Origin of the sequence: Bordetella ansorpii, from assembly GCF_900078705.1 — a bacterium.
GTDB lineage: Bacteria > Pseudomonadota > Gammaproteobacteria > Burkholderiales > Burkholderiaceae_B > Bordetella > Bordetella ansorpii_A.
Genome location: NZ_FKIF01000006.1, coordinates 77,249 through 101,672 on the forward strand (window position 1 = coordinate 77,249; position 24,424 = coordinate 101,672).

Consider the following 24,424-nt stretch of genomic DNA (forward strand, 5'->3'; position numbering starts at 1 on the left):
TCACAGTACCAACTCAGCCGGGGCCGTCAAGACGCAACACGTCAAGCGCCGCTACGCGAGCGCTGACGATAGCTGGCGCAGAACGCGACCTGCCCGAAAGGTCCCGAGCGGGCGACCATTGATCGGCAGCGCGACGGCCGCCCGCGCGTACCTGCCATCGCCATAACTCACCCACGCCCCCTGTCACGCAGCACATCAAGCACCTCTGTCCGTGCACGTGCCGAGATTGGCACCCACTTCTTCTTCTCCCCGGGTGCCCAAAACTCCCCTGTTTCCATATCTACGGCAAGCCACTTTCCAGGCGTATAGGTGTGCAGGACCAGATCGACGGGGGCCTTCAGTTCTTCTACTTCCATACCGTTACGCAGTATTCGACCTTTACCCGACACAACCCCAATGCCGATAGCTGCGGCGGACGAGCACGCCCAGCCTGTGGTACTCCAAAATCAGGTGATCAAGCCAATGCACCCGCGGTTGTTCGTGACCGGGGCTCGGTAAATGGATAGAGCCGGCGCGCAACTTCAGCTCGAAGGAAAGGTTTAGTGTGGCAGGGCCACCCGCTTGACTGGGTGCTTGCGTCAGGCAAGTTGAGCCTATGCCTGCAGGTATGCGATCAGCAGTGACATGAGGCAGGAGCGCTTCGACTCTTGTCCCCTGTACACAGCGTGATCTGCTCTTGCGGAAATAGAGCAAAGATCCGGTTTTCAGGCCACGCCTGAACAACCAAAGCAAAAAAGGAGCCCCTGGCTCCTTTTTTCATTTCCTCGCCCAAGACACACAACCGGTTCCAGCACGGCCATGCCGCGCCGGAACCGCCTGGGCGATCGGCTATCAATCCACCTGGGCGCCCGAGATCTTCACCGCTTCCGCCCACTTGGTGATTTCCCGGTCCACGAAGGCTCGGAACTCATCCGGCGTGGACGGCGTGAATTCGCTGCCGGCGGCAACCATCTTCTGCTTGGACACGGGATCGGCCATCACTTCACGCATGTCCGCCGAGATCTTCTCGACCAGCGCCTTGGGCGTGCCCTTGGGCGCGAAGAAGCCGGACCAGGGCGGCGCGGCAAAACCCGCGAAGCCCTGCTCGGCCACGGTCGGATAATCCGGCGCGCTGGCGAAGCGTGTGCCCGTGGTCAGGGCGATCAGCTTCAGCTTGCCGGTCTTGGCGTAAGCCTGCACCGCGGGCAGGCCCGTGATGCCGACCTGGATCTGGCCGCCCAGCAGGTCCGTCACCATCGGCGCGCTGCCGCGATAGGGCACGTGCGCGATCTGGAAACCGCCGCGGCTCTTCAGCAGCTCCATGCCCAGGTGCGAAGCCGTGCCGTTGCCGTCGGAGCCGTACGAGTACTGGCCCGGATCCTTCTTCAACAGCGCGATCAGCTCGGTCAGGTTGTTGGCCGGCACGCTGTTGTTGATGACGATGGCGTTGGGATACAGCGTGGCCTGGGTGACCGGCTCGAAGTCCTTGCGCGGGTCATAGCGCATGTTCTTGTACAGCGACGTGTTGATGCCGTGCGAACCGGTTACGCCCAGTACCAGCGTGTAGCCGTCCGGCGCCGCGCGGGCCACGTACTCGGAACCCAGGTTGCCGCCGGCGCCGGGGCGATTCTCGACCACGACCGACTTGCCCCACTTCTTCGACAGGCCTTCCGCGACCAGGCGCGCGGTGATGTCGGTCGCGCCGCCCGCCGGGAACGGCACCACCAGCGTCACGGTGCGCGACGGGTATCCGGCGACGGCGTCCTGTGCCTGCGCCTGCGTCGCGGCCGACATGCCCAGCGTGCCGACCAGCAGCGGCAGCGCGATGCCCTTCAACAGGGTGCGGCGCGACAGGGCGCCGCAGAGATGCTCGATGCTCATATAACCTTCCTTCTGTGCTTGATCCAGGTAACCCAGAGATGGCTCGCCGCTATATTGCGGAATAGCCCCCATCCACGCGCACGTCCGTGCCCGTGATGAACGCAGCGCCCTCGCCCATCAGGAACAAGGCCGTCCGCGCAACTTCTTCCACATTCCCCAGGCGGCCGGCCGGATAGCGGCCCGCCAGCGCCGCGGTCGCCGAGTCGGCATCGCCATAGCGGCGCAACACACGGCTGGTCAGCACCGCGCCGGGGGACAGGCTCAATGCCCGGATGCCCTCGTCCGCGTGGTCGACGGCGATGGCGCGCGCCAGCGCGATCAGCCCGGCCTTGCTGGCGCCGTAGGCGCCGCGACCCGGCGCCGCCACGCTGCCCAGTTGCGAGGCCACGTTGAGCACCACGCCGCGGCCCGCGCGGCGCATGGGCGCCAGCGCGGCCTTGCTCATCAGCCAGGCGCCGGTGAGATTGATGGCCAGCGCCTGGTGCCAGTGCGCGGAAGCCAGATCGCCGATCTTGTCGCCCGGCGTGACGACGGCGGCGTTGTTCACGAGCACGTCCAGGCGGTCCCAGCGCGACAGCACCGACTGCACCGCCGCGCGCGTCTGCGCGGGATCGGCCACGTCGCACTGCACGCGCAGCAGCCGGGGATCCTCGGGCGCTCCGCGCGCCTGCAGCGCCGCCATGTCCAGGTCGACCAGCGCGACATTGGCGCCCGCCTGCAGGCATTGGCAGGCGATGCCCCATCCCAGGTCGCCCGCGGCGCCGGTGATGACGACGACCTGTCCGGCCAGATCCGTGGCGTTGCTCATGCGGGTGCGGCTCCTATCGAAGCGCCGCCGCACACGTACAGTGTCTGGCCGGTGATGGCGCCGGCTTCGGGTGAAAGAAAAAAGGCGATGGCCGCCGCGACCTCGCCGGCCTGGATCAGGCGCCCGAGCGGCAGGTCGACCGCAGGCGGCGCGCCCCGCGACGGATCGCTCAGCATGGGCGTATCGACGGCGCCCGGGGCGACCACATTGACGGTGATGCCGCGTCCGATCAGTTCGGCGGCCAGGCTGCGCGCCAGGCCGATCTGCGCGGCCTTGCTGGCGGCATACGCGGCGCGATGCGCGCGGCCCAGCACGGCCCGGCTGGACACCAGCACGATGCGGCCACTCGCGTCGGGCAGGCGCGGCACCAGCAGGCGGGCCAGCGCCAAGGGTGCGGCGCCGTGCAGGCGCCAGAGCAGGTCGATGTCTTCCGCGCGGCTGTCCACCGCCCCACCGCTGCGCATCACGCCGGCGCTGTGAACCAGCGCCCGCACGCATTTCGGCAATTGCTCCGACAACGCGTCGATGGCCGATTCGTCGGTCAGGTCGCAAACATGGTGCCGATAGGCAGGATGCGCGATGCCCGCGTCGGCCTGCCGGTCGATGCCCTCCACGGCCCAGCCGGCGTCCAGCAGACGGCGGGCGAGCGCCTGGCCGATGCCAGACGCGGAACCGGTAATGACGGCGTGATCGGGGGTGGCGTGAAGACTCATAGCCCGGACAGGCTATCAATCCAGCGGAAAAAGTGTCAACTCTTTTTTTGCGCAACGCAGCAAAACAAACAAGCGCAACCAGGATTCTTCCCAGAGAGAGCGCAAGGAGATTTTTCCTCCTACCTGGGGAAACCCCTAGGTTTTGAATGCAGTGATCGCGCCACGAACAGGGCGTCCGGGAGCGGCTTCAATTGTCTTGAAGACAAAGTGTTGACAGAAATCCGGGTATTTCCTCTGACTTCCGGGGTTCCGGCGTCACTCGCCCAGTTCCCGGGCGGCCTCGCGCATCGCGTCCACCAGCAGCTGCTGCACGAAGTTGACGTGCATCATCGAGCCGATTTCATCGAAATCCGACGCGCCCGGCGCGGCCAGCGCCGAGAACCCGATCACCGGATTGGCATTGCCACGCAAGGCCACTTCATAGGTCGACGCGGCCAGCTCGCGCTCCAGCGGATGGCTCGACGTAACCTTGTCCACGAACATGGCGTCCAGCGCGGACACCCTTTCGGTGCCCTCGATGCGATGCGCCTCCTGCATGCTGCGGTGCGTGTAGCCATTCCCGGGCCAGAGCACCTTCAGCATGTGGCCCGACACCATGTCCGCGCCGCCGCGCAGCAGCTCGGGACTCATCTCATACCTGGTCTGGCCCTCGATGCCGAACACCAGCACATGACTGGTCGCGCTGCGGCTGGCGCCGTCCCTGAACATCTGCGAAGAGAACCCGCCCTCGTCCCAGGCCCCTTCCGCGCGCCAGTTCGGCGGCAGCTTGAACGTCAGGTCCTTGCCAGAAGGCAGCCGCACCGTATGGGTCACCATGCTGTCCATCAGCGGATCCGATGCCATCGGATGCAGGAAGACCATCGAACGCATCATCTCGCGCATCCGGGGAATCAGGTCTGCCGAGGCCTGCGGACTCATGTCGGCGCGCACGACCAGGATCTTCATCCCGCGCCGCCAGACACCGATCAGGCTGTGGCGCCGCTCGGCCGCGTCGAGGCCGTCGTCGCGGGAGACTTCAGTGGTGACATTGGCGCTGACCGTGTTGCCATCGGCATCGTTGACGTTCTCCTCTTCGCCCTCGCCATTGCCGAAGCCCTTGGCCATCAGGCGCGCGTAGTCCATCGGCACGGCGGCGCGCGTGGGCACGACGTTGGCCACGTAGATGGTCATGCGCAGCCTGTCGGGGCGCTGGGCGTTCTCGCCGATCATCAGGCGCGCGAAGTCCTCGATCATGCCCGACGCCTCCAGGCCCTTCATCTCGTGGCCGTCCTTGCGCCACGACAGCCCCACGGGGGTGTCCAGGCGAAACGCCAGCTCGGGCAGCCGCGGGATATCGACGGTCATCTCGCGCGTGTCGCCCCCGGCAGGCTGGCTGGCGCCCTGCTCGCGAGCCGCCGCCTGCGCGCCTGGCGCGCACAACAAAAAGCCCGCCACCACGGCGGGCAACAGGCGCATACGGGATCGCTGAAGCAATGTCGGCATGGATCTGGATGGGCTGTGGGCGTGAAGGCCCGTATCTTAGCCAGCCCCCCGCCGTGAGACCCTGCCGAACGTAACGGAGGGCTACGAAAGACGCCCACGCGCTATCTGTGCACGATCGAACCGCGCTGCATCGCCGCCAGGCTGACTTGCATGGCGTTGCGCACCGCGGCCAGCACGCGGCTGTCGTCCGATTTGCGCGACACCATGGACAGCGTCAGCACCGGCGCGGCGCGTCCCAGGCGGATGATGCGCACCGGATAGCCCACCAGCGACACGGGATCGGGCTCCTGCAGCACCGAAATCCCCAGGCCCGCGCTGACCATGGCCCGGATGGCGGGCGCGCTGTCGAACTCCAGCGTGCCGCGGATCTCGGGCACGTTGGCGGCCACGTACTGCGCGGCCATCGCACCCGACACCGTCTTGCGGTCGTAGCGGATCCAGTCGTGCTGGCGGAACAGCGTGGCCACGCTGGCCTCCTTGGTACTGGGCGGGGCGATCAGCACCAGCTCGCGGTGCAGCATGGGCGTCCAGGCCAGCCGCGCCGAACCACCCGTGACGGGCTGGGCCACCAGCGCGGCATCGATCTCCGCGGCCTTCACATCGGCCGTCAGCGTGCCGCTGCGCCCCCGCACCAGTTGCAGTGCCAGCCGGGGATGGTGGTCGCGCAGGTAATGCATGATGCCCGGCAGCACCACCGGCTGCAGCGACTCGATGACGCCCAGCCGCACCACGCCCTCGACCGCCACCTTGTTGCCGGCGCGCAGCGCCTCCAGGCTGTGCAGGGCCTGCCGCATGTTGTCGGCGATCTCGTGCGCCAGCCGATTGGGCTTGGCCTGCAGGCCGGATCGGTCGAACAGGGGCTTGCCCACGTACAGCTCGAGCTGCTTCATCTGCATGCTGACCGCGCTGGGCGTGACGTTGGCCTGCTTGGCCGCCCCGGCGAAGGTGCCGGTCCGCAAAACGGCCTCGAGGGTGCGGAAGGTTTCGATCTTCATCAAAATCCCTTATGAAGAAGCTAAAGGAAGTTCGCTATTCTAATGAAGCCCGCTCTGACTAGACTAGGGCCTGAAGAACGAACGACTGCCACGAGACCGCTTTCCGGCGCCCTGGGCGCCAGCGCCGCCGGCCCAGGCAAAGGCCGAGCGGCTCGCGCCAGCCTCACCGTCGCGACCACAAATACAACGTCAAGGAGACAACCGTGCACAGACGATCTTTCATGGGCGCCATGGGCGCCGGCATGCTGGCGGCCTCGGGCCTGGCCCGCGCGCAGGACGCCCCCACGCGCATCATCGTGGGCGCCACGCCCGGTGGCGGCACCGACACCGTGGCCCGCCTGCTGGCTGCCGAACTGGGCCGCATGATGGGCGGCACCTTCGTGGTGGAAAACAAACCCGGCGCGGGCGGCAACATCGCCGCGCAGGCGGTGGCGAACGCCGCCCCGGATGGCCGCACGCTGCTGGTCTGTTATACGAGCCACGCCATCAACGCCTCGCTGTATCCCAACCTGCCCTTCGATCCGGTGAAGGATTTCTCGCCGGTGTCCTCCGTGGCCACCGCGCCGTCGATCCTGCTGGCGCACCCTTCGGTTCCGGCCAATACCGTGCCCGAGCTGATCGCGCTGGCCAAGAAAGAACCCGGCAAGCTGAACATGGCGCTGCCGGGCATCGGCTCGGCCGGCCACCTGGGCGGCGAAGTCCTGAAACAGCAGGCCGGCATCGACATGGTGATGGTCCCGTACAAGGGTACGGCGCCCGCCATGACCGACCTGCTGGGCGGCCAGGTGCAGCTGATGTTCGCCGGCGCGGCGCTGGCCAAGGGCCAGATCCAGGCCAGGACGCTCAGGCCGCTGGGCATCAGCAGCGCCAGGCGCATGGAAAACTATCCCGACATCCCGCCCATCGCCGACACGCTGCCGGGCTACGATTTCAGCGCCTGGTATGGCTTGCTGGGCCCCAAGGGCATGGATCCGAAACGGGTGGCGCAGTTGTCGCGGGCCACGGTGAAGGTGCTGTCCGAGCCAGGCAACAAGAAGCGCCTGATGGACGAGGGCCTGATCACCACCGGCGGCACGCCCGAGCAGTTCAGCGCGTTCGTGCGGGAAGAGGTGGTGCGCTGGGGCAAGGTGGTGCAGGCTTCGGGCGCGAGGGCGGGCTGAGCCTCGCCCTTGCATGCCGCCAAGCCGGGATGCCCGCCCGGCCCGCGGCAGGCATCCTCGTGCGCCTGCCTACTGCGCCAGCTTGGCGTCGTTGCAGCCCGTGCTCTTGCACTCGCGCTCGCGTTCCTTCAGCACGCCGACGCGCGCCTGCGTCATGTCCATGGCGCAGGTCAGATTGACGTAGTAGCCGTTGGGCTTTTCCAGGCTGCATGCCTCGTCGCGCTGCTTGATCCAGGCCAGTTGAGCCTTGCGCAGCGAGGCCTGCTGGCCCTCGTTGAGCATCTTGCGCAGCGTGGTGTATTGCGTGTTCAGGTCGCGGTCGGCCTGCGAGTATTCCGTGCTCTTGCAGTAGACCTGGTCGAACGCGTTGCGCGGCTTGCCGCAGCCCGCCGCCCACGCGCCCGCCGTCGGCAGCGCACCCAACAACAACCCGGCAACGATCAGTTTCTTGTTCACACTCTTGCTCCATCGGATCGCCACGTTCGTGGCGGCTTGGTTGAAACCGGAGAACTCACTTGCCTTGCAGGCATTCGCGCAAGCCCCGCGCGATGGCGTCGGCCTGGCGGCGCACCACGGCCGGCTCGCCCAGGCGCCGCGCTTCGTCCGGGTTGGCGATCACGCCCACCTCGACCAGCACCGCGGGCATGGCCGCGGTCTTCAGGACGACGAGATCGTCGAAGCGATGAACGCCCAGCCGCTTGTCGATCAGCGGGCGATTTTCGCCGGGAATGGGGGTCTGATGGTAGAGGGAGGGGACCTCTCCGATGGTAAGCAGTTGTGTACCGATCGCCCGGGCGCAGGCCAGGCTTTTTTCGTAGTGCGGATTCTTCTCGGATACGAACAGGGCGTATCCGCGGAACTCCCGGCGCCTGCCCGCATCGATCCATTCCTGCTGGATGGAATCGTGATGAATGGATACGAAGAAGTCCGCGTCGGGATGGGCGGCGGTGCGCTCCTTGAGCGCGATGTCCTTGCCATCGGCCGCCACGCGGGCCACGCGCTGCCCGTCGGCGGCCAGCGCGCGCGACAGCGCATCGGTGACTTGAAGGTTGTAGTCGTACTCGACCTTCCCGCCGGGGCTGACCGCCCCGGGGTGGGCGCGCGTGTGGCCGGTATCGACCACCACGAAAGCGGCCTGGACCGCCATCGGCAGGCAGGCGCCCACGATCATCACAGCCGCCAGCACGCCGGCCGCGCGCGCACCCATGTTCTTCATCGAGGTCTCCGAACCGGGCGGCACGCCATGCCGCCCCATGAGGACGAGCGCCGCAACGGAACGCGGTCTCGAAAGAGACGGCGCCCGGCGCCCGGCGCGAACCATCGGATGGTACTCCAGGCGGCCGGCCGCATGGCTCCAAGGGTGCGGCGACCCGCCCCCAGGCGGCAGCATTGCGGGCAGCACCTGCCTGTGCTGGAATTGCGCGAGCGCGAACCTCCGCCAAGCACGCTGGACAACCTCGGCCGCATCAAGGCACGCTGGGATCGGACGCGCCGGCCAGGCGGCCGCGCAAAGAGTCCCGCCCATTCCCCCTGACTGGAGCATCACCCGCATGGACGCCGCCATCAAGCAAGCCTTCACTCCCACCGGCGCGCTACGCGCCTCGATCAACCTGGGCAACCCTATCCTGGCCGGACGCGATGCCCAGGGCGAGCCGGCCGGCGTGTCGGTCGACCTGGCCCGCGCCTTCGCCGAACTGATCGGCGCCCCCCTGGAACTGGTGGTGTTCGACGCGGCAGGCAAGTCGGTCGAGGCGGTGACCAACGAGCAGGCCGACATCGGCTTCTTCGCGGTCGATCCGGTGCGCGGCGCCGGCATCGCGTTCACCGCGCCCTACGTGTTGATCGAAGGCGCCTATCTGGTGGCTCAGGACTCGCCGCTGCAAAGCAATGAGGAAGTCGACCGCCCCGGCACGCGCGTCACCGTCGGCAAGGGCAGCGCCTACGACCTTTACCTGACCCGCGAACTGAAGCACGCCGAGATCGTGCGCGCGCCGACCTCGCCCGCCGTGGTGGACACCTGGCGCGAGCAAGGGCTGGACGTCGCCGCCGGCGTGAAGCAGCAGTTGGAGGCCGATGCGCAACGCGTGGGCGGGGTGCGCCTGTTGCCCGGCCGGTTCATGGTGATCCAGCAGGCGATGGGCTGCCCCAAGTCGCGCCCCGCGGCCGCCGCGCAGTTCCTGGCGCAGTTCGTCGAGGCCCGCAAGGCCGACGGTTTCGTGGCCCAGGCCCTGCAACGCCACGGCATCCAGGGGGCATCGGTGGCGCCCGCCGCCTGAGCCCGGCATGGGCGGGCATGCATCCCCGCCGCCATCGGCTTCACCTTCGTGCAGGGGATCGCCCACGTCCCGCCCTTCGCGCCAGGACGGCCATCCCTCATCCGGATGGCCGTTCTTTCTGTTCGCCCTACGCCGGGCTGTGACAACGGACAAAAAGCTGATGTATACTAGCGGGCTTGATGCGGTTTGGCGCAATGGCAGAGTGGTTATGCAGCGGATTGCAAATCCGTGTACGTCGGTTCGATTCCGGCTTGCGCCTCCAGCAACTTCCAAAGAAATTTGGGTTGCCGCAAAATAAGGTATAATTTTTGGCTTGCTGCGGCTCACACGAACCACGGCACAAAAATGCAGGACACCACGCAGTACGTACTGAAAAGTACAGCTCCATGCGGGAGTAGCTCAGTTGGTAGAGCGCAACCTTGCCAAGGTTGAGGTCGCGAGTTCGAGACTCGTCTCCCGCTCCAGTTTATGATCTACAGACTTCCACTGACGTCTGTAAGTCATTGAAAAGAGGAGCTTCGGCTCCTTTTTTCATTCCAGCGAAAGCCATGGGAATCCACTGACAGCCACCATTTTTGAGGCCAAAAACAAGGCCAAAGAATGCGGGTCGTGCCGGTTCCGGGTTGTTGCTGGGGTTGGATCGGGATGACAAGCAGCATCGGGCCTAAGTCCAAGACTTAGGAGCTTGATGATGACACTCTCTGATCTGACCGTGCGGCAAGCCAAGGCCGCCGAGAAAACCTACAGCATCCCCGACACCGATGGCCTCGGCCTGGTGGTCGCCCGCACCGGCGGCAAGTCGTGGCATTTGCGCTATTACTGGCTCGGCAAGCAAAAGCGCATCTCCCTGGGGAACTACCCCGAGATCGGTTTGCGCGAAGCGCGCACCTTGCGCGACGAAGCCCGGGCGCTTCTGGCAAAGGGCGTCAACCCCCATACCGATCGGAAACAGAAGCGACACGCGGTCAAGCTTGCGGCCGACTACACCTTCAAGGCCGTCTTCGATGCGTGGGTCGAGCATCGCCGCAAGGAAATCAAGGAGGGCAGGAACAGCACGCTGTCGCAGATCCTGCGGATCTTCAACAAGGACGTGCTGCCTAGCCTCAAGCAGATGTCGATCTACGACATTCGCCGGCCCCAACTCCTGGGCGTCCTGGCGAGGATCGAGGAGCGCAAGGCGTTCACCACTGCCGAGAAGGTCCGCACCTGGCTGGGGCAGTTGTTCCGCTATGCCCTCGTCATCGTGGAGGGGCTGGAAGCCAATCCGGCCTCCGACCTGGACGTGGTGGCCGAGCCCAAGCCCCCGGTGAACCACAACCCCTACCTGCATCTTCCGGAGCTCCCCGAGTTCCTGCACAAGCTCAGGCTCTACAACCCTCGTGGTTGGCAGACCCAACTCGGCATCCGGCTGCTGTTCCTGACCGGCGTGCGTACCGGCGAGCTGCGGCTGGCGACCCCGGACCAGTTCGATCTCGACCGTGGCCTGTGGATCATCCCGCCGCAGATCGTCAAGCAACTCCAGGACGAGATGCGCAAGGCCGGCAAGCGCCCGCAGGACGTTCCGCCCTACATCGTGCCGTTGTCCGTGCAGGCCATCGAGATCGTGCGCTACCTGTTGGGTGTGATGAGGCCGGCCCAGGTCCATCTGCTCACGCACCGCAGCGAACTCAAGAAGCGCATCAGCGAGAACACCCTCAACGCGGCCTTGAAACGAATGGGCTACGAGGATCAACTGACCGGTCACGGCATCCGCGGAACCATCTCGACGGCGCTCAACGAGATCGGCTATCCCAAGATTTGGGTGGACGCGCAGCTTTCGCACTCGGACCCGAACAAGGTGAGTTCGGCCTACAACCACGCCAAGTATGTTGAGCCGCGCCGCCGGATGATGCAGGACTGGGCGGATCGTCTCGATCTGCTCGAACAGGGCCAAGTGGAAGCGGCCAGCGCGCACCTCACGATCCATATCGAGGGCGTGCCGGCCATGGCAGAGGAGGACAAGCCCAACACCATCGTCGCTGCTGCTTCTGCGGCATCCCTTCCGCCTGTGGTGGCCGAACCCATCGTCGTGACGCCAAACGACGGGGGAATCACATTCCAGCGACTGTCGCAGGTACCACCGCCCCCGACGCATGCGCCAGAGCCGGAGGTGTCAGTCATCCAGCGCGAGCGCGAGGAAATGCTGGCCATCTACGAATCGCCGAGCAGTCTGCCGGTCCCGCTGTTCGGCAAGTTGGCCGGGAAGTCCAAGGACCAGATCAACCGCGAGCTGAAGGCGGGCAAGCTGCTGTCTATCAGCTTGGGCAACCGCGGGCAACGCGTGCCCGACTGGCAGCTGGTACCCCTCAAGCACAAGCTGGCACAGGTGCTCATGAACCAGTGCCCGCATGCGGATCCGTGGGACCTGTACCGGATGCTGACCCGCCCACATCCGGACCTGGGTGATCGCGCAGCCATCGACATCGTGACACCAGGAAATTTGGGCATGGTCGTGCGGGTCATCGCGGGCACCCAGCAGCAGCCAAACAGGCCCGGACCTGACTCGTCTGTGCAAGGTTGATATTGCCCCCGTTTCTCGTAGTCCTTAGCCTCGGGTTCAGGCAGCGACCTTATATTGGCTCGCATGCCAGCGTTCTTCATATTCCATCGGACTCGTATAGCCCAATGCCGAATGCAGTCGTCGGTGGTTATAGAATGTTATCCAGTCCATCACAGCAGCCGTAGCGACTCGGTGGGAAGCGAATTTCCGCCCCTCCAAACTCGCCAGCTTGAGGCGGGCCCAGAAGCTTTCTATCGGGGCGTTATCCCAACAATCCCCCTTCCTGCTCATTGAGGCACGTATCTGCCGGGTGCGCAATATTTGCTGGAACTCATGGCTGCAATATTGACTACCTCTGTCGCTATCGAATATCAGCCCAGGCGCCGGCAGTCTGCGCAGGTACGCCATTTCCAGGGCATCCTTCACCAGGCTGGTCTGCATGTGGGGCTTGATGCTCCATCCTACGATCTTTCGACTGAACAAGTCGAGCACGGTCGCCAGATACAGCCAACCCTGCTCTGTCGGCAAATACGTGATGTCACCACACCAGATCTGATCTGGTGCAGGAGGATTGAATTGCCGCTGTACCAGATTCGGGGCCACCGGCAGCGCATGCTTGCTGTCGGTCGTGGAAGCATACTTGCGTTTGACCCTGCCACGCACGCCATGGGCTTGCATCAGCAGCCGCACCCGTTCCTTGCCTACACGCAGCCCTCGGCGACGCAGCTCCTGATGGATTCGTGGCCAACCATATTCCCCCTTGACCTCGCGGTGGATGGCTCGGATGTGAACCAACACCCGCTCATCCGGCAGCCGCCTGCGCGTCGGTCCGCCGCAACAGCGCTGCCAACCGTAGTAGCCGCTCTCACTGACTCCCAGCACCCGGCAAATCGCCCGGACAGGCCAGTGGCCCTTCATTTCTTGAATCCAGGCGTACTTTGCAGCGTGTCCTGCGCAAAGTACGCCGCGGCTTTTTTTGCTATATCGCGCTCCATCCTCAGCTGCACGACCTCCGCCCGTAAACGGGCAATCTCCATTTGCTCGGCCGACACAGCACCGGGAGCCGTCGTCGGTGTTGCGACGACACCCAGCTCACCGCGTTGTTGCTGGCGAACCCAATTACCTAAACTGGCCTTTGGGATGCCCAGCGAGCTGGCCACCGAGCCCACAGACGCCCCCGCCAGCACCTGCCGGACACTTTCCTCTTTGAATTCCTGCGTGTACCTTGCACGCCTTCTCGAATCTGACATTCCTTGCTCCTTCTTTCCAATTTAACTGGAACTAAGGACTCCGTCATTCGGGGGCAAGCTCATCTCGGCTTCCAGCTCCTTCATCCGCGCCATCAGCGACACGTCCATGCCGCCGTACTTCGATCGCCACTTGTAGAACGTCGCCGAGCTGATGCCCAGCTCCCGGCACAGTTCGGGTACCGCAAGGCCAGCTTCCACCCGTTTGATGGCTTCGATGATCTGGCTGTCCGTGAATCGTGACTTCTTCATGCTGTAGAACTCCTCAACGAGAAAATTCTACTTCTGACCTCAACGCTTTTGCGGGAGGATTACCCTGGCGGACGGCGGCATCCGCCGAGGAACAGATGTCTTCAAGATGCTGGCCTTGGGGGCGGACGCGGTGTTAGTGGGCCGCCCCGTCCTACACGGGCTAGCCGTGGCAGGCGCCACCGGGGTCGCCCATGTGCTGAACATATTGCGCACCGAGCTGGAGGCCGCCATGGTGTTAGCGAGTTGTAGGACGGTCTCGGAGATCGACGCAACAAGGTTATTGACCAGAGGAGAGAATCATGGCAGATAGGAGCTTCTCGCTGCCCCGGGCTCGTATTGACGCCGATCCGCTCCGCTCGGCAGCGCAGGTCATGAAAGAGGCAGGCGTGGCTACGACCATGCCGCGCATGGTCGTATGGAGGGTCATTGCTCAGTCGGATCGACCCATAATAGCCATGGAGATCAAGCGTTACCTTGTTGGTAATGGGTTGGATATTGCTATGTCGTCCATATATGCGGCGCTCAAGCGACTTACAACTGCAGAACTACTCTCGACCTGCAGAGTCGCTGGAAAACACATTATTATTTAACATCCAGGAAGTTCCGTCAAAGAATAGTATGTCAAGATTCCGGCACGGAGCATTGGCTTTTCGATCCCGAACTTGAGCGTGCTGTTGAAGTTTTTTGCCAAAAGCATGGCTTCAAGATGTCCGATTACACGCTATCGGTGCAAGGACAAAGCATCAATCCTGGGAAAAAAGAGGCCGGTGGTGATCGAATGAAAAAGAGAGCGGTTCCCTGACGCTGTACTTCATTCTGCAACACCACACATGTTCTTTCTATGCTGGCCTTGTATACGCTGAGTGAGAGCGCCTATTAACCTGCACTACCTAGCAGGAACGGATTTACGCCAAAATCACACCTATCCAAATCAGGGACGCCATAGTAAGTGATAGCAGCACAGCAGCACTTCCTAAATCCTTGGCTCGTCCTATCATGGGATGGTGATCTATGGTGATCGTATCAGCGACCGCCTCCAGTGCTGAGTTCAATAGTTCGATAATCAACACAAAGAGAAGTGAACCTATCAGTAGTACGGCTTCAAAAACGTTCTCACTTATCCATAGTGCCACAGGGGTGAGCACAACCGCAAGGATTAACTCTTGCCGAAAGGCGGCCTCATGCTTGACTGCGATAATCAGTCCCTGGATTGAGTAGCGTAGAGCGCTAAGCAGACGCGAAAATCCGCCCTTGCTTTTGTAAGGTGAATACATGGGAAATGGGTGCGAAGGAGTTATTCGAATGAGAGCGATAACGCACGAACTCTGTTGGCATGAAATCCCACGCCCTCTCAATTAATGATGATTGAGCCTTCGTTACTTGGGAGATGCTTTAGTTGCAAGCTGATCGGTTTCTGTTTTGCTATAACTTGAGCGCTGCAATTGGAGAGCGGTGATATCTTCACTAAGATGTATCGCTTGTTTGAGTAAAGCGCAATAAGTGGCTTGCTCGTCATCTTTGCAACGATCGATTGCCTTTCTTTGGGGATTGCCAAATAGAAGGGCGTGCCGCATTTGATTGCGTTCCCAAGATCTGATTGCTGAATTTCCCGTGCCCTCCCTGCCGAGTAGAACTGTGCTGAGAAAGGGATCTTCGATAAATAAACCAATGGAATTGTAAAGTTACCGTCTTGTCTCGCGTAGCGTATTAGTTCCCGTTCTGTATTCCCCAGATTGGGATTAGCCCAAACGACGGCACTCAACACAAGAACGGCGACTGGAACGATTCCTGCGGTAATTAGAAACCCGCGCCTGGATAAGCCTAGTTGTCTGTATATATGATCTGCGAGAATTGCAGTCAAGACACTAAATCCGGCCAACGAAGGAAGCACGTAAGTCCAAAGTATGTTGGCAGAGAATGTAAAGAATAACGGTGTGACGACAGCGCCAGCCAGCCAGTAGTAAAACAACGATGTTGTGCTGGCGATTCGTACCGCAGAACGCAGGCGCATGCTAACAAACGCCCCAACGAATGTTGCTAGCACCATAATGCCCCAGGGAAAGGATGCTTGCAGCCAACAGAGCCATATTGTTCCGTATGCCTGTTTGTGGGCGGTTCCATATAGATCGCCCTTCCAGCCCGGATCTAGGAAGCGTCGAAAGTGCTCGCCCACGATGAAGTAATCCAGAAAGCCTGGCGTCTTGATTTCAGCTACAACGTACCAGGGCAGACTTATTGCAGCCACTAAGGCTAGACCTTTAGCCCAGGGTAGCGCTGAAACCAGAGAGCCCCTCCTTCTGTTCAGCAAGTACCAAACCGCTATCGGCGCGAAGCTGAGTACCGCAGCCAAAGGCCCTTTGGCTAGCAAGCCAACAGCCAGGCCCAAGAAGAACCCATATTGCCACCACACGGAGCCCCGCGCTGGCCCGACGCCGGCCGACTTTCCTACAGGATTGCCAGTTCCTGCTACGCGCTGCTCGGGCTCGTGGACGACCACAGCGAATGAAACCAGAGACAAGGTGGTGCCAAGTGCGAGAAATGGGTCAGTGAGTACGGCGCCCGAGCTGATGTAGACGAGCAGACACGTGCTATAGACGATTGCGGCCAAAAGCGCAACGCGTGAGCCATGTATTAACCGCAGCCCTGCCAAGAGTATGGCGTTGGATAGAATCAGGCATAACCAGGAAGGAAAACGCGCTGCAAACTCGGTGAAGCCAAATAACTTCATGGATAGCGCCTGTGCCCAGAATGAAAGGGGGGGCTTGCCCCAGAAAGGCAGCTCAGGGCTGAACCAGGGCGTTATCCAATCGTCTGATTGCGCCATGATGCGGGCAATTTCGGCATAACGAGGCTCACTCGTATCATAGAACGGCACGATGATCATTGAGACGAGTGGCAATAACACCGCAGCCAATAAAACTATCCACGTGCTCCTACTTATACGTTGCATACGACTCTTTTCCTGCAGTTGCGGTCGAGGGGGGAGTGCTCTCTCTTTCGTTGACGGTATTGCGACGGCTTACTACCTCACGAACTAGATACACTGGACGTTGCTTGGTTTCGTAATACGTTTTGCCTAGGTATTCGCCAAGAAGGCCGATGGAAAGTAATTGGGCACCGCCCAGGATTGTGATCATGGAAATAAGCGAAGGGTATCCCTGCACGGGGTCGCCCAAGACAAGCGCCTTGAACACAATCCACAGAGTGAAGAGGACACCAAAGAGCGCAGTCAAAAGGCCGGCTGCCATCGCCAGACGCAGCGGCGCCGTCGAGAAGGAGGTAATCCCCTGGAAGGCCAAGTTGAATAGACTTAGATAGTCCCATTTGGTCACACCCGCTGCGCGTGGCAGGCGATCATATTCAATCACGGTGGTGGGCAAGCCGATCCAGGCGAACAAGCCTTTCATATAACGGTTGCGTTCGTTCAATTGGCTCAATGCGTCGACGGCTTTTCGGCTGAGTAAGCGAAAGTCGCCCGTATCAGCAGGAATATCCACTTCGCTGATGGCGTTAAGCACCCGGTAGAAACGATGTGCGCTGTAGCGCTTGAGCCAGCTTTCCCCGGCTCTTGAGCGCCGACGCATGCAGACTACGTCTGCACCGCCCTTCCAGGCACGCAGCATTTCTGGAATGAGTTCCGGGGGGTCCTGCAAGTCGGCATCCATAATAATGACTGCATCCCCTGCGGCATGATCTAGACCCGCTGTAAGCGCGGCCTCTTTTCCAAAGTTTCTGCTTAGGAATACAGCTTTCACAGCGGAATCCACTTCGGCCAGCCGGTTCAACATGTTCGGGGTACCGTCACGGCTGCCATCGTCGATCAGAACCAGCTGGTAAGAAATATCCAGACTGGCGAGCACGGCACTCAAACGCTCGTGCATCATTGTGATCACTTCGTACTCGTTATAGAGAGGAATCACGATCGACAATTCGATCTTGCTCTCCCTTTGAGATTCGGGGCGCCAGCTTTCAACTAAAGCGTTCATGGAACACAACCTTCTTATAAGCAATGAAATTCATGACGGCGACCGCGGCGGTGGCGGAGAGCTGCGCCAGAACTAAGCCCATATGAGCGAAAGAGGTAAGAATGTAGAAAAGCACGGCATTGACGCACCAGCCCAGAAACACCGTGCAGATATAGGCTGGGATGGCCATACCGTGGATACCATTACCTTTGAACGTCCAGTAAAACTGGAGCCAGTAGTTGAAGATGGATCCAACGAACGCGCCGATGATGGTGGCTAAAACCGGCGTCAAGCCTCCCCAGACCAGTAGGACCATTGAAGTCCAATGGATGAAGGTGGCAAGGCCTCCTGAGGCCAAGAACAGGGTGACTTGGGCACAGAGCGATGCGGCAGCGGTCCCGGAGCTATTAGGGAATCGCTGCGAGCTGGTTTGTTTTTTTGGCGAGATGGCTCTCAATGTCGTCACTCAATTTATCCATTGTTGCAATGGAGCAAGAATACGAAGACCGACAACAAGAAATCGTCAATCAAAGATCAAGATTTCATCAAGGGACGATCGAGCTTGCCAGGAGCAAGCACGCAAGAACAGCTTGAGACGCCATGCATAAAAGAAGTGGCCGGCATAGGCCGAAATACGAGTATGGAGAGTCGCGCTAGGGAAGCGATTGCGCAGTTGGAAGCGCGGGGCGTAGATGTGGGAGCGTGTAGTAATGGTTCTTGTACGCCCACGTGGGCCAGAGCACATGACTCAGTGCTTCCTTGAACAATGAGTCCTCAACGCTCTGTGGGGTGTAAGAAGCAGGTGCAGCGTACTCGTACTGAGTGGGCGCCCGGTGTGGTTCTAGAACAAGGAGCTTGTCGCCCTTGAGATAGCCATAGTTCTCCCCATACTGCATCATCGCTCGGTTGCAGTCCGCCTTCGTGAGATCGCGCCCGATCATAGGGTGCTCGCAAAGAACCCCAATCAGAGAGAGTAGCGTCGTGGGTAAGTCGATCTGGCTAATGATGCGATCGTCTTGTCGTGGCTGAATGTCGGCTCCAAGGATAAGCGCTGGTATATGAAAATGCCTCAACGGAACAAGGTTTGCGCCGAATACGCGTGAGTCATGATCTGCCACCACGAGAAAGACGGTATCCTTCCAGTAGTCGGATGCTTTGGCTTTTTCAAAAAATTTCCCTAGCGCCCAATCAGCATAACGAACGGTATTTTCGATGGTCGCCGGGTCGTCGTTGACCTCGATCCGTCCTTGGGGATACTCCCAGGGAGAGTGATTGCTCACGGAAAACGCGAGACTGAATGTTGGCTGGCTGGGTGGATTGCTCAACAGCGCATCGAGCTTGTTGAACATGTCTTCGTCGGAGGCGCCCCATGTCCCGACGAAGGCGGGTTCGTCGAAAGTGGGCAAATCGTGCAGCTCGTCAAAGCCGTTGCCCAGGAAGAAACTCTTCATATTATCGAAGTGGGCTTCTCCTCCATAGATGAATCGAGATCGGTAATCATGCTGCTTGAGTACCTGGGCGAGCGTGAAAAAATTTCGTTGAGCCCCTGATAGACGCAAGGCGGCATCTGAAATGGTGGGCGGAAACCCTGAGACGAGGGCCTCAAGACCGCGAACCGATCGCGTACCCGTTGCGTAGGCACGCCTGAAGTTCCAGCTTTCGGTTGCCAGATCATCGATGCAGGGCGTCAACCCGCTCCCACCGAGGTTCTTCACATACTGAGCGCCTAGGCTCTCTTCGACGATCATCACCAGGTTCAACGGCTTTGTTCGCTTGCATGTGGGCTCTTGGATGTGGAGCGACGGAATATCGGCGTAGCACGGGATGATGCCCGCGCGCAGATTGACCTCCTCGCTGACTTGCTCATTGGCAAGCTTGCCGTACACGTCCGAGGCTGAACGTTCATTCTTCATGCTGTAAATAGCGTAGAGAACGCTGTAAAGCGAGTTGAGCGGCAACGTGTTGAGCATGCCGTCGCCGCAGTATGCCACGGTGGATGGGTTGATTGGCCGGTGGCCCAACGTACCGCGAATGGCCAGGAAGATAAGGGGCACAGCAATGAGCGTGTAGAAGATTCGTTGCCGCCATAGGAGCGGTGCATCGACTTGATCTTGGCCGAACAATAGGTAGCCCACCCACATCAGTAGCGCGATTGACAAAAGTGCGCCGGAAATCGCTAGCCGATATCCTTTCCACAGCATGCTGAAAACCTCTTTGGGATGTTTGAGGTATTCCACATAGAGACGGTTGGGACGGGTATCGTATTCGAAAATGAATTGCGGGGTCGATGCTTCCAGTAGGACGAGTACAAACCATGCAATGAGAAGCCAGCTCACGGTGATCGTGCCGGCAAATGGATAGTGGCCTAACCAGGGTCCAAGAATCAACGGAATTCCCGAAAGCATGGCAATCTGGGCCGCGTCTATGCGTAGGCCGCCCTTCAGCACCGGCCATAGGCCGCCGGCGGCTTGGATACGTTGCCACTGCCATGCGCAAAGCAGAAGGCGGCAAAGTGTCAGAAAGCAAAAGCTGGTAGCGATAAAAGCTAGGGTATGTCCACGCATTTAGAGTTATCGGTCATGCAGTGCTAGCCAGCAAGGGCGCGGCAACAAATACGCCGTCTTTTGCACATCACATGCTAGATAGCGACCATGTTGAGGTTATGGTAAATCTACCGAAAAGAGTACAAGGAGCGACAACAAGAATTCATCAAGAAAAAATCAAAATTTCATCAAATTGATCTTGTTGGCTGTGGAAGGCAGACTCTTGCATGAGCTATCAGGAGGTCTTTGTATGATGGTGCCAACCGAAGTTCCTAGGCTCGGAGATGACAGACGATGAAAGGCAGGCGGGGCGCCCCACAAAGTCCAATATGTGTAGGCAACTTCAGTGCATCCTTGAAGAGCGACCCGTCATACGCATGGACGGATTGGCAGCGTACTGTTCAGTTTCGGACGCCCATGGCGCCGCCCTTCGGATTTAGGAGGATTCTCGTGCCATTGTTGTCGTTCTGCGTGATATCTAGTTGCCAGCCCAGCCTTTCGGTCATCAGCGTCACGATATAGAGCCCTAATCCTGTAAGTGTCGATCCGTCGGATACAATTTTTCTCTCACCCCGAAGAATAGCTTGCTGCTCGGCGGTGAGGCCAGAACCTTGGTCCTCAATTGCTATTGCGTTTTCCGATATCGTTACACGTATGTCGCTTTGGGTATGCTGGACGGCGTTCTGTATAAGATTTCGCAGCAACATACGCACCATGATGGGATCCGTATTGATCGTCAATGGGGATTGTGCGTCGAGCGTCACACGCTCTCCTGCATGGTGACTGATCTTCAGATCCTCGATTACCTCCTGAGCAACGAGGTCTACGTCAAATACTTCTTGATTTTGATCGGCGGAAGCGCGGCGAGCAAGCTTAAGCAAGATACTAACGTTGTCCCGCATTTCGTCACACGACCTGCGTACACGCCCGAGCGTGGCCTGGTCGTTAGGCGTTAGCTGATTGCGCTGCTCCAGAATATCGATGGCACCCGACATTACGGCGATTGGCGTGCGCAATTCATGGCTGGCCAAACTCAAGAGAGACTGTTCTCTTTGTACGTAGGATTCAAGTTCATCCAGGAACCGATTAAATGTCATCGCGATAGAATGCAATTCGGCATCCGCATAGTCGGTTTCCATCCGAGGCATGTTAGCTCCAACTGGAATACGACTTATCCGCTCGGATAACAACCTCAACGGCCTAACAATGCGTCGGCTACTCAATACCGCAAGCAGCAAACTGAACGCGATAATGACCAGCGTCATAATGATCAAAGCTATTTCGAACAGCGCTTCCCGATCTTCAAAGTGCGTGATGTTCTTGGCAACATAAAGTAGACCCGTTTCAACTTTGCTCACTGTCACAAGATAGGTTTCAGCCCCAAGCTTGATCTCCGCTGAATAGTTGTCGGGCAATCCACGAAATACGGGCGGTAAGACTTTAGGGCGTGGCTTGCCCGAGGGGATGAACACCACCGCCAGGTTCGGTGTGTCCCATACCAGCACGTCCTCGCCCGTATTGTTCATGAGAATGAAGTCGCGCTCTTGAGCGAACTCCACGTCAAGCATCGTGTGTTCAAGATCTTCGTTGACGAGCAGCACGGTCATGACCATGACGACCATGCTGACCACACTGACTGCCAGTATGGCGCGATAAACCCGACGGGAAATTGACTTATGTTGCATCAGCTATCTTGGTGTGGCGTAAGAAGTCTGTAACCACGTCCATGCATGGTCTTGATCATTGGATATTGAAATGTATCTTGCAGCAACTTGCGAAGGGAGTACACATGGGTGCGCAGAGTATTCATATCGACTTCTCGCTCGCCCCACACCCGATCTTGAAGCTCAGTGTACGAAAGAAAATTGGGGTACGCCCTGATTAGCTCCTCGAAAATGCGTGCTGCTATGCCTGATAGTTCGAGCTGTTCTCCATTGTCGGTGCGTACCATAAACGTGCCGGGATTAAAGTGGATTCCCGGGATGCCGATTTCCGGGGTTCTGGAAAATCCAGCTTTGCGTCGATATAGTGCGTCTACTCTTAATTGCAATTCACGTAGATTAAATGGCTTGACAACGTAATCGTCCGCACCAACGGTAAAGCCCTCCTCCTTGTCTTGCAATTGATCTTTCGATGTCATGATAATGACTGGAGTCGAGCAATGAATGTCACTCCGAATACGGCGGCACACTTCAAATCCAGACAGCCCCGGCAGCATGACATCCAGAATAATGACATCGTATTCGTTGGTGGCGATCAGATGAATGGCCGTCAGGCCGTCGGAGGCGAAATCTAATACATATCGGCTATTATCGAAGAACTCTAGCAGGTTGGTGGCCAGACCCGCGTGATCCTCGACGATTAGCATCCGTATTGAGTGCTCTAGAGACATGTCGGTTATCTAGTATGATTTTCTGTTGAGTGTGTAGCCGTTGTTCATGCGTTTCCTTTTCTTTCTTTCGCCCCTATGGAACGTCTCATTTTACTGATAACGCCTGGCAGAAAAGACAGCAGCACGATACCTAGCAAGATCGTGTTGAGGTGATCGCTCACAATGGGAAGGGTTCCCAGTGCGTAACCCGCGCCAACAAGCGAGACGACCCAAAAGAGAGCTCCAATGATGTTGTATTTCAGGAAAATCCCATAGTCCATCTTTCCAAACGCTGCGATGAAAGGTGCTATCGTGCGAACAATGGGAACGAAGCGAGCAAGCACGATAGTCTTGCGACCATGCCGCTCAAAAAACAGATTCGTCCGTTCGACATACTCGGGCTTCAGTAAGCGCAACCGGGCTGTATCGACCGTACGTTTGCGAACCGTACTACCCACGGCGTAGTTCACGGTGTCGCCTGCGATGGCGGCCACAGCCAGAAATGGAACCAGAATAGGAAGATCCAAAGCTTGTTGCGCCGCTAATGCGCCGGCTACGAATAGTAGAGAGTCTCCCGGAAGGAACGGCATCACGACGATGCCGGTCTCGATGAAAATCACGGCAAACAACGCCAAGTAGACAAAGGTTCCATGATTCGCGGCCAATGCGCCAAGGTGTGTATCGAGATGAAGGAACCAGTCAAGTATCAAGCTCAACATAGATAATCTTATCGTTAAAGTATTGTGGTTGGAGGGCTGTTGCGTCAGAAAGCGACCCTACGGTTTTGTTCCAAGTGTCGAAGACGGAGTCTTCTTCTCGCAGCGACTATAACGACGAGGGCCTATGAAAACGCATAACTTCCTTGACCAAGTATTGAGGACGTTTAGGATGAAAACGCGCACGGCTGATGGATTTTCCTAGACCACCAACTAAAAAAAACACTACGCTCCAGAATAGAACTTGATTGGACATTGCTACTGGTTTGACCTCCGGAAGAGAACCTAGCGCTGTTGCTTTTATAATGTTGTAGCAAACATAGAGCAGACTGGTTAGCGTGCCTAACAGTCCGAGGGACATCATGACCCGCAGCATCGCATCGAGATAGTTGCTGGTGCCATCTGGGTAGAATCCTAGAAACGTCGGGAGACACCATTTGGAGTAACCCGCGGCGCGTGGCAGCCTCTCATACTCGATGACGATTTGGCTCGCGCCTACCCAGTCGAACATTGCCTGCATATACCGCTTTCGATGGACCACGAGACTCAGGGCGTCCACAGCCTTTCGACTATAAAGCATGAAGTCGACGCGGCTTTCGGGCATCCCCACATCCCCGATCGCGTCCAGTATACGGTGAAGACTACGGCTCCCCAACCGTCCGAGTGTTGAGCTAGCGATCTTATGCTGGCGACGCATGTGCACCACATCGGCGCCCTCGCGCCATGCCGTTAGCATTTCGGGGATACGTTCAGGGGGGTCTTGTAAGTCCGCATCCATGATGACGACCGCTTGGCCGCTTGCTTCGGCCAATCCGGCGGCTAGGGCCGCTTCTTTCCCAAAATGGCGAGTAAGGACAACCACGACAACGAACGGATCGTCACGTGCAATGTTCGACAGCTCATCAATGGTGTTATCGTTACTACCGTCGTCTACGAACACCAGCTCATAGCGAATCTCCAGTGGCATGATAACCGTTGTTAGTTGCCGGTATATTTGGACAATAACCTCAGATTCATTGCGCAGGGGGAGGACAATGGACAATTCCAGCTTGTCTTCGCTGGAGGATTCGGAATGATCGTTCGGGATCGTTTCCGCCAGTTCTGGCGTTTTTGTCGAGGTAAGGATTGTTTCTTTGACGCTATGTACGAGAGGTCGCTGAACGACCGTTCTAGCGTTAGGCCCATACGAAAACCTTGAATATATATTCTTTGGATTTTCTTTGGAGTGGCACAGCCTTATCGGGATCGATTGTCCGTCAAGGCGTTGGCTTATGCCGACAGTAGCTTGAGAACGGTTTAAGGGTGACATGTCTCGCCTGCGTTGTGTTCGTATACGGCAGGGTAGAACAGTTACAAACAAGAAATTATCAACTATTTATCAATTTAATATCAAAATGTTGTAGCCACTCCGCTGGATTTGTACCTGCCCACATGAATTAACTCGCTAGCGGGCGCATAACCGCGCGGTGCTGTGTGTCTGCCCGTTCACCACGGGCC

General features: G+C 59.2%; 21 protein-coding genes, 2 tRNA genes and 2 pseudogenes. 7 read left to right on the top strand and 18 right to left on the bottom strand.

The annotated features are described in order from the left end of the window. Window positions 1-831 precede the first annotated feature (831 nt). From A6745_RS10725 to A6745_RS10745, 5 genes are all read right to left on the bottom strand, one after another. The gene (locus A6745_RS10725; protein ID WP_066126790.1) at window positions 832-1,860 is read right to left on the bottom strand and encodes a Bug family tripartite tricarboxylate transporter substrate binding protein; all 1,029 of its coding nucleotides are present in this window, start codon (window positions 1,858-1,860) and stop codon (window positions 832-834) included. 49 nt (window positions 1,861-1,909) lie between these two features. Then, entirely contained in the window at window positions 1,910-2,668 is a 759-nt protein-coding gene (locus A6745_RS10730) for an SDR family NAD(P)-dependent oxidoreductase (protein ID WP_082853016.1), read from the bottom strand. Beyond that, entirely contained in the window at window positions 2,665-3,381 is a 717-nt protein-coding gene (locus tag A6745_RS10735) for an SDR family NAD(P)-dependent oxidoreductase (RefSeq protein ID WP_066126791.1), read from the bottom strand. Before A6745_RS10735 ends, A6745_RS10730 begins: the two co-directional genes overlap by 4 nt. A 255-nt stretch (window positions 3,382-3,636) precedes the next feature. Further along, window positions 3,637-4,836, bottom strand: coding sequence for a hypothetical protein (locus A6745_RS10740; RefSeq protein WP_066126793.1), 1,200 nt, complete (start codon window positions 4,834-4,836; stop codon window positions 3,637-3,639). 128 nt (window positions 4,837-4,964) lie between these two features. Next, complete coding sequence (locus tag A6745_RS10745; RefSeq protein ID WP_066126795.1) at window positions 4,965-5,858, bottom strand: LysR family transcriptional regulator; 894 nt, start codon at window positions 5,856-5,858, stop codon at window positions 4,965-4,967. Window positions 5,859-6,061: 203 nt separating this feature from the next. Here A6745_RS10745 and A6745_RS10750 point away from each other — a divergent pair, with 203 nt between their 5' ends. Next, complete coding sequence (locus tag A6745_RS10750) at window positions 6,062-7,018, top strand: Bug family tripartite tricarboxylate transporter substrate binding protein (RefSeq protein WP_231885973.1); 957 nt, start codon at window positions 6,062-6,064, stop codon at window positions 7,016-7,018. Between the two features lie 69 nt (window positions 7,019-7,087). Here the strand turns inward: A6745_RS10750 and A6745_RS10755 are convergent, their stop codons facing one another. Together A6745_RS10755 and A6745_RS10760 are read right to left on the bottom strand one after the other, a co-directional pair. After that, complete coding sequence (locus A6745_RS10755) at window positions 7,088-7,474, bottom strand: lysozyme inhibitor LprI family protein (protein WP_066126799.1); 387 nt, start codon at window positions 7,472-7,474, stop codon at window positions 7,088-7,090. Between the two features lie 55 nt (window positions 7,475-7,529). After that, window positions 7,530-8,225 carry an N-acetylmuramoyl-L-alanine amidase family protein gene (locus A6745_RS10760; RefSeq protein ID WP_082853082.1) on the bottom strand — a complete coding sequence of 232 codons (696 nt, stop codon included), beginning with the start codon at window positions 8,223-8,225 and terminating at the stop codon, window positions 7,530-7,532. Window positions 8,226-8,568: 343 nt separating this feature from the next. Here A6745_RS10760 and A6745_RS10765 point away from each other — a divergent pair, with 343 nt between their 5' ends. The 4 genes from A6745_RS10765 (at window position 8,569) to A6745_RS10780 (ending at window position 11,854) form a co-directional block, all read left to right on the top strand. Then, complete coding sequence (locus A6745_RS10765; RefSeq protein ID WP_066126803.1) at window positions 8,569-9,294, top strand: ABC transporter substrate-binding protein; 726 nt, start codon at window positions 8,569-8,571, stop codon at window positions 9,292-9,294. Between the two features lie 188 nt (window positions 9,295-9,482). Continuing rightward, window positions 9,483-9,556 (top strand) — tRNA-Cys (locus tag A6745_RS10770). 126 nt (window positions 9,557-9,682) lie between these two features. Beyond that, window positions 9,683-9,758: transfer RNA gene (locus A6745_RS10775), tRNA-Gly, on the top strand. A gap of 227 nt (window positions 9,759-9,985) precedes the next feature. After that, a complete protein-coding gene (locus tag A6745_RS10780) occupies window positions 9,986-11,854 on the top strand; it encodes a tyrosine-type recombinase/integrase (protein WP_197488163.1) in 1,869 nt (622 codons plus the stop codon). Between the two features lie 36 nt (window positions 11,855-11,890). Here the strand turns inward: A6745_RS10780 and A6745_RS10785 are convergent. Together A6745_RS10785 and A6745_RS10795 are read right to left on the bottom strand one after the other, a co-directional pair. Further along, window positions 11,891-13,083 (bottom strand): IS3 family transposase gene (locus A6745_RS10785; protein WP_109421512.1). Its coding sequence is split into 2 segments (ribosomal slippage): window positions 11,891-12,813 and window positions 12,813-13,083, totalling 1,194 coding nucleotides; the frame shifts between segments, so codons are not numbered across the junction. A 63-nt stretch (window positions 13,084-13,146) separates the two neighbouring features. Next, window positions 13,147-13,332, bottom strand: a pseudogene (locus tag A6745_RS10795) (transposase); the annotation flags it as partial. Window positions 13,333-13,396: 64 nt separating this feature from the next. On the opposite strand from A6745_RS10795, the pseudogene A6745_RS10800 reads away from it, so the two are divergent. After that, window positions 13,397-13,642: pseudogene (locus A6745_RS10800) on the top strand (alpha-hydroxy-acid oxidizing protein); the annotation flags it as partial. Beyond that, entirely contained in the window at window positions 13,632-13,922 is a 291-nt protein-coding gene (locus tag A6745_RS10805) for a transcriptional repressor (RefSeq protein ID WP_054500161.1), read from the top strand. The pseudogene A6745_RS10800 and the gene A6745_RS10805, both read left to right, overlap by 11 nt. Window positions 13,923-14,237: 315 nt before the next feature. Here the strand turns inward: A6745_RS10805 and A6745_RS27830 are convergent, their stop codons facing one another. The 9 genes from A6745_RS27830 to A6745_RS10840 form a co-directional block, all read right to left on the bottom strand. Continuing rightward, the gene (locus tag A6745_RS27830; protein WP_073110278.1) at window positions 14,238-14,606 is read right to left on the bottom strand and encodes a diacylglycerol kinase; all 369 of its coding nucleotides are present in this window, start codon (window positions 14,604-14,606) and stop codon (window positions 14,238-14,240) included. 77 nt (window positions 14,607-14,683) lie between these two features. Beyond that, window positions 14,684-16,237 carry an ArnT family glycosyltransferase gene (locus A6745_RS27835; protein ID WP_231886012.1) on the bottom strand — a complete coding sequence of 518 codons (1,554 nt, stop codon included), beginning with the start codon at window positions 16,235-16,237 and terminating at the stop codon, window positions 14,684-14,686. 28 nt (window positions 16,238-16,265) lie between these two features. Then, a complete protein-coding gene (locus tag A6745_RS10810; protein WP_054447322.1) occupies window positions 16,266-17,318 on the bottom strand; it encodes a glycosyltransferase family 2 protein in 1,053 nt (350 codons plus the stop codon). Continuing rightward, window positions 17,302-17,763, bottom strand: coding sequence for a GtrA family protein (locus tag A6745_RS10815; RefSeq protein ID WP_123786095.1), 462 nt, complete (start codon window positions 17,761-17,763; stop codon window positions 17,302-17,304). The genes A6745_RS10810 and A6745_RS10815 overlap by 17 nt, the downstream gene beginning before the upstream one ends. A 187-nt stretch (window positions 17,764-17,950) precedes the next feature. Beyond that, a complete protein-coding gene (locus tag A6745_RS10820) occupies window positions 17,951-19,861 on the bottom strand; it encodes an LTA synthase family protein (protein ID WP_054447323.1) in 1,911 nt (636 codons plus the stop codon). A gap of 380 nt (window positions 19,862-20,241) precedes the next feature. Then, window positions 20,242-21,525, bottom strand: a complete 1,284-nt coding sequence (locus A6745_RS10825; protein ID WP_054447324.1) for a sensor histidine kinase — start codon at window positions 21,523-21,525, stop codon at window positions 20,242-20,244. After that, entirely contained in the window at window positions 21,525-22,232 is a 708-nt protein-coding gene (locus A6745_RS10830; RefSeq protein ID WP_054500160.1) for a response regulator transcription factor, read from the bottom strand. Before A6745_RS10830 ends, A6745_RS10825 begins: the two co-directional genes overlap by 1 nt. Window positions 22,233-22,276: 44 nt before the next feature. Further along, window positions 22,277-22,930, bottom strand: a complete 654-nt coding sequence (locus tag A6745_RS10835) for a VTT domain-containing protein (protein WP_054447325.1) — start codon at window positions 22,928-22,930, stop codon at window positions 22,277-22,279. A 106-nt stretch (window positions 22,931-23,036) separates the two neighbouring features. After that, window positions 23,037-24,236, bottom strand: a complete 1,200-nt coding sequence (locus A6745_RS10840) for a glycosyltransferase family 2 protein (protein WP_082853017.1) — start codon at window positions 24,234-24,236, stop codon at window positions 23,037-23,039. Window positions 24,237-24,424 lie beyond the last annotated feature (188 nt).

Excerpts from the sequence above, each read along its gene's own strand:
- A6745_RS10725 (WP_066126790.1), bottom strand. The coding sequence starts at position 1,860 with ATGAGCATCGAGCATCTCTGCGGCGCCCTGTCGCGCCGCACCCTGTTG.
- A6745_RS10730 (WP_082853016.1), bottom strand. The coding sequence starts at position 2,668 with ATGAGCAACGCCACGGATCTGGCCGGACAGGTCGTCGTCATCACCGGC.
- A6745_RS10735 (WP_066126791.1), bottom strand. The coding sequence starts at position 3,381 with ATGAGTCTTCACGCCACCCCCGATCACGCCGTCATTACCGGTTCCGCG.
- A6745_RS10740 (WP_066126793.1), bottom strand. The coding sequence starts at position 4,836 with ATGCGCCTGTTGCCCGCCGTGGTGGCGGGCTTTTTGTTGTGCGCGCCA.
- A6745_RS10745 (WP_066126795.1), bottom strand. The coding sequence starts at position 5,858 with ATGAAGATCGAAACCTTCCGCACCCTCGAGGCCGTTTTGCGGACCGGC.
- A6745_RS10760 (WP_082853082.1), bottom strand. The coding sequence starts at position 8,225 with ATGGGTGCGCGCGCGGCCGGCGTGCTGGCGGCTGTGATGATCGTGGGC.
- A6745_RS10765 (WP_066126803.1), top strand. The coding sequence starts at position 8,569 with ATGGACGCCGCCATCAAGCAAGCCTTCACTCCCACCGGCGCGCTACGC.
- A6745_RS10780 (WP_197488163.1), top strand. The coding sequence starts at position 9,986 with ATGACACTCTCTGATCTGACCGTGCGGCAAGCCAAGGCCGCCGAGAAA.
- A6745_RS10805 (WP_054500161.1), top strand. The coding sequence starts at position 13,632 with ATGGCAGATAGGAGCTTCTCGCTGCCCCGGGCTCGTATTGACGCCGAT.
- A6745_RS27830 (WP_073110278.1), bottom strand. The coding sequence starts at position 14,606 with ATGTATTCACCTTACAAAAGCAAGGGCGGATTTTCGCGTCTGCTTAGC.
- A6745_RS10810 (WP_054447322.1), bottom strand. The coding sequence starts at position 17,318 with ATGAACGCTTTAGTTGAAAGCTGGCGCCCCGAATCTCAAAGGGAGAGC.
- A6745_RS10820 (WP_054447323.1), bottom strand. The coding sequence starts at position 19,861 with ATGCGTGGACATACCCTAGCTTTTATCGCTACCAGCTTTTGCTTTCTG.
- A6745_RS10825 (WP_054447324.1), bottom strand. The coding sequence starts at position 21,525 with ATGCAACATAAGTCAATTTCCCGTCGGGTTTATCGCGCCATACTGGCA.
- A6745_RS10830 (WP_054500160.1), bottom strand. The coding sequence starts at position 22,232 with ATGTCTCTAGAGCACTCAATACGGATGCTAATCGTCGAGGATCACGCG.
- A6745_RS10835 (WP_054447325.1), bottom strand. The coding sequence starts at position 22,930 with ATGTTGAGCTTGATACTTGACTGGTTCCTTCATCTCGATACACACCTT.
- A6745_RS10840 (WP_082853017.1), bottom strand. The coding sequence starts at position 24,236 with ATGTCACCCTTAAACCGTTCTCAAGCTACTGTCGGCATAAGCCAACGC.